This window comes from Vibrio sp. 1402, from assembly GCF_033340275.1.
Genome location: NZ_JAWOWE010000002.1, coordinates 20,673 through 36,490 on the forward strand (window position 1 = coordinate 20,673; position 15,818 = coordinate 36,490).

Genomic DNA, 15,818 nt, shown 5'->3' on the forward strand with positions numbered 1-15,818 from the left:
TCGCTACAGTGCATCTGTACCCAATAACTGATTAATGAGCTTATTGTTCATAAAATAAGCCACAATAAGGAGCGACTTATGTCTCAAGCTGTATTCCATTTAGGTGTTACTGAAGCTGATCTTAATGGTGCGACTCTAGCGATCATTCCTGGTGACCCAGCGCGTGTTCAAAAAATCGCAGAACAAATGGAAAATCCAGTATTTCTAGCAAGCCATCGTGAATACACGCTATACCGTGCAGAGCTAGACGGTAAACCTGTTGTGGTTTGTTCTACAGGTATTGGTGGTCCTTCTACCTCTATCGCAGTTGAGGAATTGGCACAGCTTGGTGTTCGCACTTTCCTACGTGTTGGTACAACGGGTGCAATTCAACCGCATGTAAACGTGGGTGACATGATCGTAACGACGGGGTCAGTTCGTCTTGACGGTGCGAGCCTACACTTTGCTCCTATGGAATTCCCAGCAGTTGCTGACTTTGAAGTAGCAACCGCAATGAAAGCAGCGGTAGAAGAGTCTGGCGCTACAGTTCACATGGGTGTGACTGCATCAAGCGACACGTTCTACCCTGGTCAAGAACGTTACGATACGTTCTCTGGTCGTGTTGTTAAGCGTTTCCAAGGCTCTATGCAAGAATGGCAAGACATGGGCGTACTTAACTTCGAGATGGAGTCTGCAACACTGCTAACAATGTGTGCGAGCTCTGGTTTAAAAGCGGGTTGTGTGGCTGGTGTTATCATCAACCGTACACAAAAAGAGATTCCAGATCATTCAACTCTGAAAGAAACGGAAGCGCGTTCAATTAAAGTGGTTGTAGAAGCAGCGCGTAAAATGCTTTAAGCCGCTATAGTTGGCATTTAAACAAACAGAAAAAACCAGAGGCTAACCTCTGGTTTTTTTCTACTTATAGAAATGCGTACAGCTAAAATTTAGGTATAAAAAAAGCAGCATTAATGCTGCTTTTTATCGTTGTGAATTTTAGCTTTTCTTAATGGCACTATATCTCGTCTGAACCGCCCGCGTCTTTAAACCAAGCCGTTAAGTGCGTTCTTAAATCTTTAAGCTCATCAGGGCCAATCAGGGCTAGCCCTAAGTCTTCAGCACGAGTAATGTCATTGTGACGAAGAGGACGGAAGCTCACCAACATTGCGCGCGCTTGTAAGCCACCTAATAGATCGCGAAGCGATTCTAACTTATATAAAGTATCGTCGCCGTCATCTCTCATGCCTTTGGTTTTGCACTCGATGATGTGCAGCTTGTTGTTTACAACTGTTGCGACATCTAACTCATTGCGTACTTCACTTTCACCAAGTTTACGATAAACCTGAACATTTAACGATCGATCTTGGATCGTCGGCATGGTGTCTTGGATTTGCTTCACGGTGCTGTGAACCAAAGTTTCTAACCACTCACCGTTTGAAAAGCGTCGAGCATCTTCATCTGCAAACGTTAAAACGCCATTCTCATAGGTGGCGATTTCTGCTTCTACTAAATCTGAAAGCAACATGTTGAGCTCACGGTAGCCCTGCTGTTTTTCGGAGAGCTCGACATCAAGCTTTTGTTCTTTGCGGCATGTGGTTGCAAGGTAGTTAAGTGTTGCTAGACCTGGCCCAAGCTCAAGCGCATTTGAGGCCCATCGTTCACCAAGTTCATACAATTTTTTATCAAGAAGAGGTGGTAAATCAACGTGGTGAAACTCGCCGCGTGCACCAAAGATAGTGAGGTAATCTGCAATCGTAATGTGATCTTCGACTTGGGTATCTTCTTTGCCATCAGGGTATAACCAACAAAGCTTATCGCTACTAGGCTCAACCACAAAAATTGGCCAGCGATAGGTACGGAAAACTTCGTACACCGACAACAAGCGATGACGAAGACCACAGCTCGCGTTCAATTTTACATCTTCGCCGCGTTCATGAAGGTCTTTTGCCAGTTTTTGAATTGCTTGTTTGATCAGCGATGTATTAACAGCGGATGGAATTTCAAAAAATTCAGAAGTAATTTCTCGTTGATCTAAAACGGCACTCAGTCGGTCAAATATATCTAACTGGCTCTTGTCTCCGATGAAGACGATATGTGTGCTTAGCGTACGATTATCTAATAGAGGAGTGACCAATCTCACTGGGTCTTGGTCGATAATACCAACATGAACAGCCATAGATTTTCCTTTTTATGAGGCCGCTCGAAAAGAGTTGTGCAAGGGGATGAGCTGGCCTTATTTATCATATGTAGACATGGCCGACAAAAAACAAGGGCGACTTAACAAAAAGTCGCCCTTATACAGTTGATTGCACTAATTAATGCTCTTAGTTATAAAGTATTTATAACTTAAAGCGGTGGACCAATTCATTTTGCTGATGAGCCAAGTGGGTCAGTGATTCACTGGTTTGTGCGATACTCGACATGGCTTGGAAACTTTCATCGGCGATACTGTTGATATCTTCAATGCTGCGAGCAATGTCTGTTGATGTTTCACTTTGCTCTGCTGCTGCTTGTGAAATGTGCGTACTCATTTGGCTGATTTCGATGATTAGCGCCTGGATCTCTTCCATTGAGCTGTTCGCTTTTGATGCTTGCTCAACCGACATCTCCATATCGCTCATACAGCTTTGTATGACTTGGTTCGCCGATTGCGAGCTAGCTTGCAGATTACTGAGCATGGATTCAATTTCAGTGGTTGATTGAGTCGTTCTTGATGCGAGTACTCGTACTTCATCTGCCACTACCGCGAAGCCGCGACCTTGTTCACCAGCGCGAGCCGCTTCAATTGCCGCGTTCAATGCCAGTAGGTTGGTTTGCTCCGCAATGTTGCGGATCACATCAAGGATAGATCCAATTTGACCACTCATCTTTTGTAGCTCAGAAACTGCGGAAACCGATTCGTTCAAACGTGTTTCTAGTTGATTAATGGTTGAGATGTTACTGCTCATAACATTTCTGCCTTCTTCAGAGGCAGATTCGACGCGTTGCACCATTTCTAGCGAGCCTTGCGCACTTTGCGCGACTTCTTGCACTGAATGAGACATTTCTGTCATCGCAGTAGCGACGTTTGCCGTTTGTTCGCGTTGAGAGCTCAATTTAATTTGTGCTTGCGAAGAGGTGCGTTCGTTGGTTGTCGCGGTTGACGATAGGTTTTCTGACGCTTCGTTGAGTTTCACCAAGATCTCGTGAAGGTTGTCGGCGAGTGAGTTAATGTGTCCACTCACACGGCTGAATTCGTTGTTATAGCGAATATCGATACGCTGTGTCATATCACCTTCAGTCAGGCTTTCTAACACTTTTAGAATACGAGTCAACGGTTCGCGAACGCTTTGTGCGATGTGGTAGCCAATCGCTGTCGCGAGTAAAACGACAATAACGCCAATGATGATGGCTTTCGTTACACCCGCCGAATATATGTCACCTGCGTCTGCCAATGATTCATTGAGCTTATCTGTTGCGGTTGTCGTGAATTGCTCAAGAATCGCCATGGTTGAATCCACTTTATTTGCTAGGTTGGCGATATTGTTATACAAAGCGGCGCGAGCATTGAGGTAATTATTATGTTGGTCTAGCACACCGCCACGCATACCAACGTCACGAGTAAATTGCTCTACAGATTCGCCAAATGCTTTTTCTAGCTCAGGAAGCTGAGTCACCAACCCGCGGAATGCGTAATTCAAGTGTGTTACTGCTTTGCGGTTTTTAGCCACGGCTTGCGTAACAAACTCAGGGTTGGAACTGGCGAGGGCATCAGAAGTAATCACTTCGGCATCTTTTAACTTGATAAAGTAGCTCTTTGCCATGACTTTGACAGAAATGCTGGTTTGATCTGCCACATATTCTTTAAGACCAACCGACAGTTCGGTATTCAGTTTTTGGAAGCGGCGTGAGGATTTTTGCACTTCTTCTTGAGCCGCGAACATTGCTTCGTAGTTGTCCATGGCCTCTAGAGCTTCTGTAAAATAGCTCTGCTCTAACGTTTTTAACTCTGAAAACGGTTCGGCAAGAGAAGGGTAGATTTGGCTTGCGGTTTTCAGTTGAGCCAATGTGGATTCGAAGCGCTGTTGAGATCTAGCAAATTCCTGACGCATTTCATCCATGCGTTGTTTATTCTCTGTCGTCAGGAAGTCTTTAAATGATTTGTCGGCAGAAAGCAGCTCAACACTGGTTTGATTAGATAACGATACCAACGGTAGGGATGATTTAGAAACCGTGCCAAATTTTCCGTGAATATCACTCATTCCTCCCATCATAATGGCAATTGTGACGGCAAATAGGATGATGATCAGTGCAAAGCCGGCATACATCCTTTTAATAACTGAACCTCGCATAAGTGAGCTTCCTCTCCCAAAAATAGACAAGCTACCCAAGTATTTTTGAATTTACTTGGGTATAAAAATAATAATTGTCTTAAAAAAGTAACAAAATTCATTGGATTGTATTCAGTTTGTGATGCGCATTTTATGACGCACACGACAAAAAAAGCTTCGTTAATTAGCATTTGATTAATAATGTTAAGTGAACACTGTTTTTATTGAGCTCCGCTTTTGGTTGGCGCATACTAATTGGGGTCTAATTACGTTTATAAAATGGAGTCCTCATGGCGGAAGAAACGATCTTTAGTAAAATTATTCGCAAGGAAATCCCTGCCGATATCCTTTATCAAGATGATTTGGTGACTGCGTTTCGCGACATTAACCCTCGCACACCAAGCCATATTCTCATTATTCCGAATAAACTGATCCCAACAACGAATGATGTAGAAGCTGAAGATGAAGCAATGATGGGGCGTTTGTTCACTGTTGCTAGAAAGTTGGCGAAAGAAGAAGGTATTGCTGAAGACGGCTATCGCCTGATCGTTAATTGTAATCCACATGGTGGCCAAGAGGTTTACCATATTCACATGCACCTACTAGGCGGTCGCCCTCTAGGTCCAATGGTATTGAGCTAAGCTTTTAAAAGTGGGTGGCGATTCACCCACTTCTTTTTCCTGTCGAATGACACATTTGTGGAGATAAATGTGAAACTAGGTGTAAAGCTGTTAGGGCTGATGAGCTGGGCTTTAATGGCCTCTGGCTGCGCGAATTTATCTGCGGGCAATCTGTTTAGTCATTACAGCAACCAGAATCAAGAAGTTTATCAAGCCGTTGTTGCAGGGGAATATGCCAAAGCAAAACAACTTCAATCAAGTGAAGTGGGTGGCGAGATACTTGGCAATTTTGAAAAAGGTCGCATCTCTTTTCTTGCTGAAGATTACCCAACAAGTTTGAATGCGCTAGAAAGCAGCGATCGTGCTGTACGTGTTCAACAAGATCGTGCGACGATATCTGTGTCAGACACGGCAACGAGCGTCGGCTCTCTCGCAGTGAACGACAATCTCCAAGACTATCATCCCGCCGATTACGAACTTGGCTTTTTGCACCTGTATCTAGGACTAAATTACTTACAGAAAAACGATTTAGAAGGGGCACTAGTTGAAGTGCGTCGAGCTAATCAAGTTCAGGAAGCAGCAAGAAAGGCGCGTGAAAAAGAGCTAAAAGCAGCAGAGAAAGACCTTAACAAGCAAGGCATGTCTGCCAATTTAGGCAGTGTGTTAGCGAACTACCCTGATGCTGGTAAAAAACTAAGCGCGGTACAAAATGGTTATCTGTTCTATCTTTCTGGCTTGTTATATGAAGCGTCGCGAGACTTAAACAGTGCTTATGTTGATTACCGACGAGCACTCGCTGTAATGCCAGACAACAAGCAAGTTGTGGAAAGTACCTTATACGCTGCTAAGAAGCTGGGCATGCGTGAAGACTTGCGCATGCTAGAGAAGCGGTATGGCAAAGCACCTTCTGGATTAACTCAGTCACAAGGGCGAGTCATCGTTATTGATGAGCAGGGTGTTGTTGAGGCGATGAAAGGGTGGCGTATTGATTTACCGATTTACGACAGTCGCGATAATGGCGCGATTTATTCGTTGGCGCTTCCTTATTATCAGAACCGAGGTGCTCAACGTTTTAGCGATGTTGTTTTAAATGGTCAGGTATTGCCTTCCAGTACGCTGACTGATGTTAATGCGATGGCGCAAAACGATCTTAATGAACGTCTTACTACAATAGTGATCCGTCAAGCTCTTCGTGTTTGGGCAAAAGATCGAATCCGAAAAGAGGCGGCGAAAAAAGGCGATGATGTGGGCAACATACTTTTCAATGTATGGAACACATTGACCGAACAGCCAGATACAAGAAGTTGGCAAACATTGCCAGCGCAAGTGAAAACGGCTTCAAAAATCGTGAAACCGGGAACACAAAGTTTAAACTTGGGTGATCAAACCTATCAGTTTGAAGTGCCTGCACAGCAGACTACATTGGTATGGGTATCTCGTCAGGGAGCACACTCAACCGTGTGGCATAAACAGCTAGGGAGACTGTAATGAAAGCATGGCTTGTTTGTTTAGCAATGGCTATTGGTTTAGTTGGATGCGCCGAAAACACGGCTGGTATTCGAATTGATGGCCAAACGCAAAAAGTATTTTTTAATGATAACGTTTTAGGTAGTCGCTTATTAGTTGACAACATCACCACCACTTACGTTGATGATCGCCCACGAGGAGTCGTGCTGCTGAGTAGCAATTACAAAGGTGATCAGCACATTCTTTACCGATTTTATTGGTATGACAACAATGGTTTAGAAGTGAATACCAAACCTGGTCCGTGGCGAAAAATGATTGTGCGAGGATTTGAGCAAGTCACGTTATCTGAAGTTACTGTGAATCCAAATGGCACAAAATTCCGTGTGCAAATTAGAGAAGCACAAGACGATTAATCTTAACGGCTCTGCCGAAGCTGCCGCGCTAACGATGCGCTGGTATTGAAAAACTAAGGAACTCTCATGAAAAAAAGTATTATTGCTCTTTTAGGTCTTGCCGTCATTTTAGGTGGCTGTTCTAACAAAGTCTCTTACGGCGATGCGCAAGCAACAGAAACCACGACTATCGATTTTGGCTCAACAGATTTACAAAAAATCGCGGCTGAAATGGTGGATAGCATGATGATGTCGGGCTCTGTAGCAGCAATTACTCGTGACCAACGTCCTATCGTTTTTGTTGAGCGAATTAAGAACAAAACCAGTGAACATATTGACACTGAATCCATTACTGACACGATCTCTACTAAGATGTTGAACTCAGGTAAGTTCCGCTTTGTTGATATGGATCGTGTTGAGTCTGTGCGTGAACAACTTAACTTCCAAAACACGGATGAGCTTGTTAACCAAAGCACAGCGATCCAATTTGGTAAAATGGTTGGTGCTCAATACATGCTTTACGGCAACCTATCTAGCATTGTGAAAAATGCAGGTAGCGATAAAGATGTATACTACAAGATGACCATGCGCCTAATGGACCTAGAAACAGGTTTGATTGAGTGGGCGGATGAAACTGAAATTCGTAAAGCGCAATCTAAGAGCCTATTCGGTCTTTAATCGAACAGGGTGGAGAAGTCATCAATGGCATGGTTTTCTTGGCAACAAGCAAAACAGTTAGATCCGAGTCTTAACGCTCTCGATGGCTTCTTTACGGAGCCTCCGGTAAAAGTACAAACTGTTACCGGGGGGCTAACCAACCGCTGTTGGCGGTTGGAATCTTCTCAAGGCCTTGCATACATCTGGCGACCGACCAGTCATGTCTGCAAGGCTTTTTCAATTTCTCGTCACAGTGAATATCAAGTGCTGAATGCAGTCTCTTCATTGGAAATTGGCCCCAAGCCAGTTTTTATTCATGAGCAAGGGTTGCTGGTGGAATGGATAGAAGGAGAGGCACTGACGGAGTCAGGCTTAGCACTAAGCAATTTATTATCCATTGCGGCGAAGATTCATCAATATCCGATAAGCGCAATTCCTTTGGTTCCATTTTCATATATTTCTCGCATCGATCATTATTGGCTTGAGCTTGATGGTCAGTATGTGGGTACGGAGTTTGATGCTTTGTACATGAAATGGCGCACGGAACCGAACGTTGAACTTGTTCCGCTTGCCCTATGTCACTTCGATCTGGGGTGTTATAACCTAGTGCGAGGGGAGAGTGGGGTGAAAGTCATTGATTGGGAGTATGCCGGGATTGCTGACCCTAGGCTAGATTTGACCTTAACTATTCAGGTCGCGAATGCGCCTGTGGAAGAAGCGGTAAAGCAGTATTGCCAAATTCGAGGTATCGAAGATGTGTCTCTTTGGCTGAGAGGTGTACACGCTTGGCAACCAAGAACCTTGGTGATGGCGATGCTCTGGTATCTACTTGCCTATAAATTGTGGGGAGATGAACAATACTTAAACAGTGCGTATGAGTTGAAAGGCTCATTGTGTATGGAAGATCACTGTTTTGAGAACTCGTGATATTTTCCCCTTTAACAGTAAGGAAATAGTGGTAGTTTTAATAAAAGTACCAGATACACACAGGGAGAGGTACACATGATTATTTACTTACACGGCTTTGACAGTACAAGCCCGGGTAACCACGAAAAAGTTCTTCAACTGCAATTTATCGACGACGACGTTCGTTTTATCAATTACAGCACCCTTCACCCAAAGCACGACATGCAACACTTGTTAAAAGAAGTGTCTAAAGTTATCGATCAATCTGATGACCCAAGCCCGTTAATCTGTGGGGTAGGTTTAGGTGGTTACTGGTCTGAGCGAATTGGTTTTCTATGCGGTATCAAGCAAGTGATGTTCAACCCGAACTTGCACCCAGAAAAAACGATGGCTGGTCGAATCGATCGCCCAGAAGAGTACGAAGATATCGCAACAAAATGTGTTGATCAGTTCCGAGCGAAAAATCAAGCGCACTGCTTAGTGATTCTCTCTAAAGATGATGAAGTGCATGACAATTCGAAAACGGCAGCTGAGCTAGAAAAACACTATCAAATCATTTGGGATGAAACTCAGTCTCATAAGTTCAAAAAAATCTCTCATCATTTACAAGCGATAAAGGTATTTAAAAATACTTATTAATGTTGAGTGTAGACAGTAAAGCGGCGTTTTTATCGGCTGCTTTGCTGCGATTCCTTCTCTTGAGTATGCCGAGCCACTGTCTCTTTGAAAGGCACATTTTCTTGGTTTAACGCTTTGAATATTGTGTTCTCCTTACCGTTTTCTTACTTCCCTCCTATGTAGCACGAACACCTTGTTGTAGAGTAGTCGAAAAGTAGTCAATCCGTACTCGTTACACGGATTTTGGTTGCCTTCAAAGTTGGTCTCTATATAATGAACCGGACTAAAATAATTTGATAAATATCAAAAAAAATTGAGAGCGAGTAATAAACTTGCCCAAAAAATTCTGGCGTCGTATGCGTGCCAGATAAACATGCCAAACCCTGACAAGTCATTGATAGATAAAGAATCAAAGTGGGTGGTAGTTTTTTAATCCAAGTAATTGAGACACCTCTAAGAACCAAGAATTCATCGGTTGGATGGATGCCACAAATGTTTGTGAGTCATGCATCGAGCTGAACCCCATATATTCATTTTTGTAGAGGAAAATCATTGTGACACGCATTATCGTTGTAGGCGGCGGTGCAGGTGGTCTTGAGTTGGCAACTAAGCTTGGTCGAACTCTAGGTCGCAAAAACCGTGCGCAAATTACGCTAGTCGATCGAAAAGCGAGCCACTTGTGGAAGCCATTATTGCATGAGGTTGCTACAGGTTCTTTGGACGAAGGAGTAGATGCACTGAGCTATCGAGCTCATGCAAAAAACCACAGCTTCGACTTCCAAATGGGTAGCCTTCAAGACATCGACCGTGAACGTAAAGTGATCATCTTAAGTGAGCTTAAAGACGAACACGGTGAACTTCTTATGCCAAGCCGTGAGCTAGAATACGACATTCTAGTGATGGCGATTGGCTCGACATCAAACGACTTCAACACGCCTGGCGTTCGTGAAAACTGTATTTTCCTAGACAGCCCTGAGCAAGCACACCGTTTCCGTACAGAAATGAACAACGAGTTCCTAAAGCTGCACGCGAAAAACGGTAACGGTACGGTCGATATTGCGATTGTTGGTGCTGGTGCAACTGGCGTTGAACTATCAGCTGAGTTACATAATGCTGTTAAAGAGCTGCGCACTTATGGCTTCGGTGATCTTGATTCTAGCAAGTTGAACGTCAATCTGATTGAAGCAGGTGAGCGTATTTTACCAGCGTTACCTCCACGTATTTCTTCTGCTGCTCATCAAGAGTTGGTGAAGTTGGGCGTAAACGTGCGCACCGCCACTATGGTGACTAAAGCTGAAAAAGATGGCCTTACTACAAAAGATGGTGAGAAAATCCCAGCTCAAATCATGGTTTGGGCTGCAGGTATCAAAGCTCCAGACTTTATTAAAGATATCGCTGGCTTAGAAACGAACCGTATCAATCAGCTTGTAGTGAAAAACACACTACAGACAACACGAGATGATGACATCTTTGTTATTGGTGACTTAGCACAATGCACCCAGTCTGACGGTTCGTTCGTGCCGCCACGCGCTCAAGCTGCACACCAAATGGCAAGTCAGGCATTTAGTAACATCGTCGCGAAGATCAACGGGCGCGAGTTGAAAGACTATGTATATAAAGATCACGGTTCATTAGTGTCTCTAAGTCGCTTCTCAACCGTTGGTAGTCTGATGGGGAACCTAACTAAAGGGTCGATGATGGTAGAAGGCCGTATTGCTCGTGTCGTTTACATCTCATTGTATCGCATGCACCTAATGGCGTTGCACGGTGTATTCAAAACCGGTCTGATGATGCTCGTCGGCCGCATTAATCGCGTGCTGCGTCCAAACCTTAAGCTGCACTAAGGTTTTAAATCCACTCTGTGTGGATGTGTTGTATCTTAAAAAATGGAGAAGCCACCGCAAGTCGGTGGCTTTTTGTTTATGTTAGATCTGTCGGTAAAAGTGAGAACACAACGCCATCTTTAGGCTTACCATGAAAAATAAACCGGTTTCTGGCGATGGCTTCTTTTTGTGCACCGACGGACTCAATTAAGGCTTGGCTAGCTTCGTTGTCGGGGTCACAAACAATCTCTAGTCGAGTTAAACTTAGCTTTGCGAAGCAGAATTCTGCTAAGGCTTTAACGGCTTCTTGGGCATAGCCTTGCCGTTGATAGCGGTCGGCAACCCAGTAACCAATACTCGCCATATTAAACGTATGATATAACTCATTAACCGCTGCCATTCCAACCAAAGTGTTACTTTGCCGCTCATAGATACCGAAACCAAAAGCCTCAGTTTTGACCCAGTTAAGACGGGTTGCCAACAGAAAGTCCTGCGCGGTTTTCAATGTGACGTTTTTATCACACCAGTCAAGCCATTGGTGCAGCGAAGGGGATTCTGCAAGTAATCGTTGTAGTGAATGTGCTTCTTCAGCAGGGATGAGCTTGAGCGCTAAGCGGGGCGCAATGATTTCAAAGTCTGGACTCATGAACTAATACGACTTCCATGTTGAGTGTAAGTAAATTGAAAGCTGTCTATTTATACTTGAACGCAGCTATTTTCCTTGCTCTGCGTTGGTTAGGAATAACTGAGGTATAGCAGATAAAAACAAAGCGCAGCTTTGCTGCGCTTTGTCGAACCGCTCGTGCTTATCGAACCCGACGAACTTGAATGATCATACCCATCAACGGGTTATCTAGGTAATGAGTCTCGCTGCTACGCATACGACGTTTTTGATCCATTCGATAACTCTTCAGGAATTTCTCTTCGGTTACTGTCGGCGATATTTCTGCCAAGTTACCTACTTGGACGTTACCATCTACTTCACCTAAGTCATCCGCCAATTGCTCAGTTGAGGTTGGTTCAAAACGCACCTCTCTAACACTTGGTTCGCGCAGATCTAGTGTTGTTTCGGCGAAGAGGTAATGCTGTACGTATATTTGGAATCGACCATCTAGTTCATATAAAGGACCATTGACCGTCTCTTCACTGTAACCGTCGCTGGAAAATGTTTGATTGCCATTGATTGGGCGGCCATCTGCTTGATAAGAATCAGAGAAATCTCGCCCGCCGACGATGCGGAAAATTGGGGCGCTAGATTTACCTCGGTCACCTTGACGCCAGGCTACGTGTTTAAGCACTTTAAAGCCGGCATGATTATTTAGTGCCGCTTCTTGCGCGTTGAGACGGAAAGAAGAACTTGGCAAAAGTGTCACGCCTTTAGAGCGGCGGTAGGATTCACTCTCTAGGCTACCGACATTTTCCATATCGATTTTTGGCAGTTGATTCGGCCAAGATTCTGTTGTGCTTTCAGCGTCGACTGCTCGCTTGAAAATGATCACTTCAATATCAAATTGGCGCTGTGCCCAAGAGGGCATTGAGACACATAGAAGCAATAACGGGATCAGTATTCTCATTCGACTATTAGCTCGTTGGTAATAAATTCTGTTTAAAATCATTCAGTAAGTCTTGAACAAACTGAATGCGTTTACGTCGGTCCACCAATGGTACGCTAAACTTGAACTTAGTTGGACCTTCCATTGCAAATTTTTGCGGCTGTGATTGCAGCAGTTTAACTAAATACGCTGGATTTATGTCAGCATCAGGGTAAAACTCGATAAATCCACCTTTATCATGGGCTTCTATCTTTTTCGCTTTTAAACTACCAGCCGAAATTTTCAATTCTGAGACGGCAAGTAAGTTCTTTGTTGCGTCTGGAAGCAGACCAAAGCGATCAATCAGTTCCACTTTTAGCTCTGATAGTTCATCACTGCTTGTGACACTCGCAATGCGTTTGTACATCGACAGTCGTGTGTTTACATCTGGAATGTAATCATCTGGTAAGAGCGCTGGGATTCGCATTTCCACTTCAGTTTGCTCACGAAGCAGCTCATCCAAAGATGGCTCCTTGCCTTCTTTTAATGCTTGCACTGCTTGTTCCAGCATTTCCATATAAAGTGTAAAACCAACGGATTGAATTTGCCCACTTTGCTCATCACCAAGCAGCTCACCAGCACCACGGATTTCTAAATCGTGGGTTGCTAACGTAAAGCCAGCACCTAAGTCTTCCAGTGAAGCAATCGCATCAAGACGCTTGATGGCATCTTTGGTCATGGCTTTTGGATGTGGCGTTAATAAGTAAGCATAGGCCTGATGGTGCGAACGTCCAACACGGCCACGCAATTGATGCAACTGCGCCAAGCCAAGATTGTCCGCACGATCCATGATTATGGTATTTGCCGTTGGTACGTCGATACCGGTTTCGATGATGGTTGTACACACCAACACATTAAAGCGCTGATGGTAGAAGTCATTCATGATTCGCTCAAGTTCGCGCTCGCGCATTTGACCATGAGCCACGGTAATGCGTGCCTCTGGGATGAGTTTCTGTAAGTCTTCTGCCGTTTTTTCAATGGTTTCAACCTGATTGTGCAGGAAGTAAACCTGACCACCACGCATAATTTCACGCAGTACCGCTTCACGGACCACTGGCTCTTCTTTTTGTCGAACAAAGGTTTTAATGGCTAAACGGCGTGCAGGAGGTGTCGCGATGATCGACAGGTCTCGCATGCCACTCATTGCCATATTCAGTGTGCGTGGAATTGGTGTTGCGGTGAGGGTAAGAATGTCCACATCCGCACGCATTGCTTTGACCTTTTCTTTTTGACGAACCCCGAAGCGGTGTTCCTCATCAACGATCAACAAACCTAAATCTTTGAATTTAATGTCGCTCGAAAGCAGCTTATGCGTACCAACGACAATGTCTACTTTACCATCGGCAACGTCTTGCAGAATGACTTTTTGTTCTTTGGCAGATTTAAAACGAGACAGTACTTCAACTCGGATTGGTAAGTTGGCAAAACGGTCACGGAAGTTTTCGAAATGCTGCTGAGCAAGCAAGGTTGTTGGTACGAGTACGGCGACCTGTTTACTGTTATCCGTTGCGACAAATGCTGCGCGCATAGCGACTTCCGTTTTACCAAAGCCCACGTCACCACACACTAAGCGATCCATCGCTTTTGCCTGGCACATGTCTGACAATACGGCATTGATGGCCATCGCTTGGTCATCTGTTTCTTCAAACGGGAATGTTGCTTTAAATGTTGCGTATTGCCCACGATCTAGCTCAAATTTGAAGCCAGGTTTTAATTCTCGTTTAGCATACACATCCAGCAATTCTGCTGCGACATCACGCACTTTTTCTGCCGCTTTACGACGTGCTTTTGCCCACGCTTCACCACCTAATTTATGCAGTGGCGCACTCTCTTCAGCGCCGCCAGAATAACGGCTGATAAGATTCAGTGATGAAACTGGCACGTAGAGCTTGGCATCGTTTTGATACTCAAGGGTGACGTATTCCGTTTTCATGCCACCGGCTTCAAGTGTTTGTAAACCGATGTAGCGGCCAATACCGTGATCAATATGAACCACAGGTTGACCGGGTTTTAGTTCCGCAAGATGGCGAATAACGGTGTCACTGTTGACGGCTTTTTTATCTTTGCGGCGTCGCTGGATAACACGGTCACCGAGTAGATCACTTTCACAGATCAGAGCGAAGTTCAGCTCTTCGTGAATGAAACCATGCTCTGCTGCGCCTAAGATCAAGCTGAATCGATCACCCGAGTCTAGAGCTTGGTAAAGTGAGCCATGTACGACCGGCCGAACTTTGATGCCTTGCAACAGCTCCGTTAGTGCTTCACGACGACCTTCTGACTCTACCGAGAAAACGATTTTGCCGCTGAATTGCTCACTAAACTGACGAAGGCGCGAGAGCGGCTCTTTATTTTGTTGTTGAACGCCAAGCTCGGCTAACGATTGTACTGGTAGGTTTTGACGACCGGCACGCTTAACCACTTTATCTAGGCTCAATTGAGCGATAGGGAGCTGTTTTAGTTGACTGAAAAGTTCGTCTTTTTTCAACCAAAGCTGTTCAGGAGTCAAAAGAGGACGCAGCGGATCAACTTTTTTCTGGTCGTATCGATATTCGACATCGGTTAAGAAAGTATCGACCGCAGATTCGATATCACCATATGTGATGACTTGAGAGTCTTCTGGCAAATATTCAAATAAAGTCTCGGTATGGTCAAAAAACAGCGGCTGCCAATACTCAATACCAGCGGGCCACGTGCCTTTGGTCACTTGCATGTAGATTGATTCAGGCTCGCGGCGTGCGTCGAACTGGGTGCGCCAACGTGTACGGAAATCTTCAATCGCTTCTTTAGTGGTTGGGAACTCATGTGCAGGCAGCAATTGGATTTGCTGAATATCGTCGATAGAGCGTTGGTTCTCTGGATCAAACGTGCGAATGGTATCTATTTCATCATCAAAGAAGTCGATGCGGTACGGGTCATTGCTGCCCATAGGAAAGAGATCCAGAATAGACCCACGACTTGCATATTCACCTGGTCCAAAGACTTGATCTACATGGCGGTAGCCAGAATTTTCAAGTTGTACACGTAACTTCTCTAGCGAGAGCCGATCACCAGTTTTCACCATTAAAGTGTGTTGCAACAGAAAATCACGTGGCGATTGGCGTTGCAATACTGTACTGACCGGGACGATGGTTATGCCATCACGTTGACTTGGCAGTTGGTATAGGCGTGCGATACGTTCAGAGATGATTTCTTGATGCGGAGAAAAGTTATCGTAAGGCAGCGTTTCCCAGTCGGGGAACAGGCTTACCGTTTGGTCGGTGAATTGCTCAATCTCTGCCTGAAGCTTTAAAGCGATTTGCGGGTCAGGCACAACGAGTAGCGAGTGACTCGAATGCTGCTTGGCTAGCTCTGCAATGGCTAGAGGTAGAGCTGCGCCCGGCAAATTACCTAGCTGTTTTTTGTCGCCACGCTCTGAAGGGTTGGTGACGGAAAGAATCGTTGCTTTTGTCATAGG

General features: G+C 44.8%; 13 protein-coding genes. 8 read left to right on the forward strand and 5 right to left on the reverse strand.

Features of this window, described 5'->3' with window-relative positions; genetic code table 11:
- The first annotated feature begins 78 nt into the window (after positions 1-78).
- A complete protein-coding gene (udp, locus tag R7044_RS03575; RefSeq protein ID WP_005378479.1) occupies positions 79-837 on the forward strand; it encodes a uridine phosphorylase in 759 nt (252 codons plus the stop codon).
- Between the two features lie 157 nt (positions 838-994).
- On the opposite strand, the gene R7044_RS03580 is transcribed toward udp, so the two are convergent.
- Positions 995-2,155, reverse strand: a complete 1,161-nt coding sequence (locus R7044_RS03580; RefSeq protein ID WP_005378476.1) for a DUF1887 family protein — start codon at positions 2,153-2,155, stop codon at positions 995-997.
- A gap of 163 nt (positions 2,156-2,318) precedes the next feature.
- Entirely contained in the window at positions 2,319-4,310 is a 1,992-nt protein-coding gene (locus R7044_RS03585) for a methyl-accepting chemotaxis protein (protein ID WP_225455360.1), read from the reverse strand.
- A gap of 269 nt (positions 4,311-4,579) precedes the next feature.
- Between R7044_RS03585 and hinT the strand changes: the two genes are divergently transcribed.
- The 7 genes from hinT to R7044_RS03620 all read left to right on the forward strand — a co-directional run bounded on the left by hinT (position 4,580) and on the right by R7044_RS03620 (position 10,793).
- Positions 4,580-4,930, forward strand: coding sequence for a purine nucleoside phosphoramidase (gene hinT / locus R7044_RS03590; RefSeq protein WP_005378473.1), 351 nt, complete (start codon positions 4,580-4,582; stop codon positions 4,928-4,930).
- Between the two features lie 69 nt (positions 4,931-4,999).
- A complete protein-coding gene (locus tag R7044_RS03595; RefSeq protein ID WP_025766940.1) occupies positions 5,000-6,397 on the forward strand; it encodes a COG3014 family protein in 1,398 nt (465 codons plus the stop codon).
- The gene (locus tag R7044_RS03600) at positions 6,397-6,789 is read left to right on the forward strand and encodes a YcfL family protein (protein ID WP_064353738.1); all 393 of its coding nucleotides are present in this window, start codon (positions 6,397-6,399) and stop codon (positions 6,787-6,789) included. Before R7044_RS03595 ends, R7044_RS03600 begins: the two co-directional genes overlap by 1 nt.
- A 66-nt stretch (positions 6,790-6,855) precedes the next feature.
- Complete coding sequence (gene lpoB / locus R7044_RS03605) at positions 6,856-7,446, forward strand: penicillin-binding protein activator LpoB (protein WP_005378467.1); 591 nt, start codon at positions 6,856-6,858, stop codon at positions 7,444-7,446.
- A gap of 24 nt (positions 7,447-7,470) precedes the next feature.
- Positions 7,471-8,352 (forward strand): thiamine kinase, encoded by an 882-nt coding sequence (gene thiK, locus R7044_RS03610; RefSeq protein ID WP_213870119.1) that lies wholly within the window; start codon positions 7,471-7,473, stop codon positions 8,350-8,352.
- Between the two features lie 75 nt (positions 8,353-8,427).
- Positions 8,428-8,970: an alpha/beta hydrolase YcfP gene (gene ycfP, locus R7044_RS03615; RefSeq protein ID WP_213969462.1), complete on the forward strand. Its 543-nt coding sequence runs from the start codon at positions 8,428-8,430 to the stop codon at positions 8,968-8,970.
- Positions 8,971-9,503: 533 nt separating this feature from the next.
- The gene (locus R7044_RS03620) at positions 9,504-10,793 is read left to right on the forward strand and encodes an NAD(P)/FAD-dependent oxidoreductase (RefSeq protein WP_005378463.1); all 1,290 of its coding nucleotides are present in this window, start codon (positions 9,504-9,506) and stop codon (positions 10,791-10,793) included.
- 76 nt (positions 10,794-10,869) lie between these two features.
- Here the strand turns inward: R7044_RS03620 and R7044_RS03625 are convergent, their stop codons facing one another.
- The 3 genes from R7044_RS03625 to mfd form a co-directional block, all read right to left on the reverse strand.
- The gene (locus tag R7044_RS03625) at positions 10,870-11,418 is read right to left on the reverse strand and encodes a GNAT family N-acetyltransferase (protein ID WP_005378462.1); all 549 of its coding nucleotides are present in this window, start codon (positions 11,416-11,418) and stop codon (positions 10,870-10,872) included.
- Positions 11,419-11,578: 160 nt separating this feature from the next.
- The gene (locus tag R7044_RS03630) at positions 11,579-12,346 is read right to left on the reverse strand and encodes a peptidoglycan binding protein CsiV (protein WP_021707672.1); all 768 of its coding nucleotides are present in this window, start codon (positions 12,344-12,346) and stop codon (positions 11,579-11,581) included.
- Positions 12,347-12,353: 7 nt separating this feature from the next.
- Complete coding sequence (gene mfd / locus R7044_RS03635; protein WP_033905041.1) at positions 12,354-15,815, reverse strand: transcription-repair coupling factor; 3,462 nt, start codon at positions 15,813-15,815, stop codon at positions 12,354-12,356.
- Positions 15,816-15,818 lie beyond the last annotated feature (3 nt).

Coding starts and splice junctions, on each gene's coding strand:
- udp (WP_005378479.1), top strand. CDS start 79: ATGTCTCAAGCTGTATTCCATTTAGGTGTTACTGAAGCTGATCTTAAT.
- R7044_RS03580 (WP_005378476.1), bottom strand. CDS start 2,155: ATGGCTGTTCATGTTGGTATTATCGACCAAGACCCAGTGAGATTGGTC.
- R7044_RS03585 (WP_225455360.1), bottom strand. CDS start 4,310: ATGCGAGGTTCAGTTATTAAAAGGATGTATGCCGGCTTTGCACTGATC.
- hinT (WP_005378473.1), top strand. CDS start 4,580: ATGGCGGAAGAAACGATCTTTAGTAAAATTATTCGCAAGGAAATCCCT.
- R7044_RS03600 (WP_064353738.1), top strand. CDS start 6,397: ATGAAAGCATGGCTTGTTTGTTTAGCAATGGCTATTGGTTTAGTTGGA.
- lpoB (WP_005378467.1), top strand. CDS start 6,856: ATGAAAAAAAGTATTATTGCTCTTTTAGGTCTTGCCGTCATTTTAGGT.
- thiK (WP_213870119.1), top strand. CDS start 7,471: ATGGCATGGTTTTCTTGGCAACAAGCAAAACAGTTAGATCCGAGTCTT.
- ycfP (WP_213969462.1), top strand. CDS start 8,428: ATGATTATTTACTTACACGGCTTTGACAGTACAAGCCCGGGTAACCAC.
- R7044_RS03625 (WP_005378462.1), bottom strand. CDS start 11,418: ATGAGTCCAGACTTTGAAATCATTGCGCCCCGCTTAGCGCTCAAGCTC.
- R7044_RS03630 (WP_021707672.1), bottom strand. CDS start 12,346: ATGAGAATACTGATCCCGTTATTGCTTCTATGTGTCTCAATGCCCTCT.
- mfd (WP_033905041.1), bottom strand. CDS start 15,815: ATGACAAAAGCAACGATTCTTTCCGTCACCAACCCTTCAGAGCGTGGC.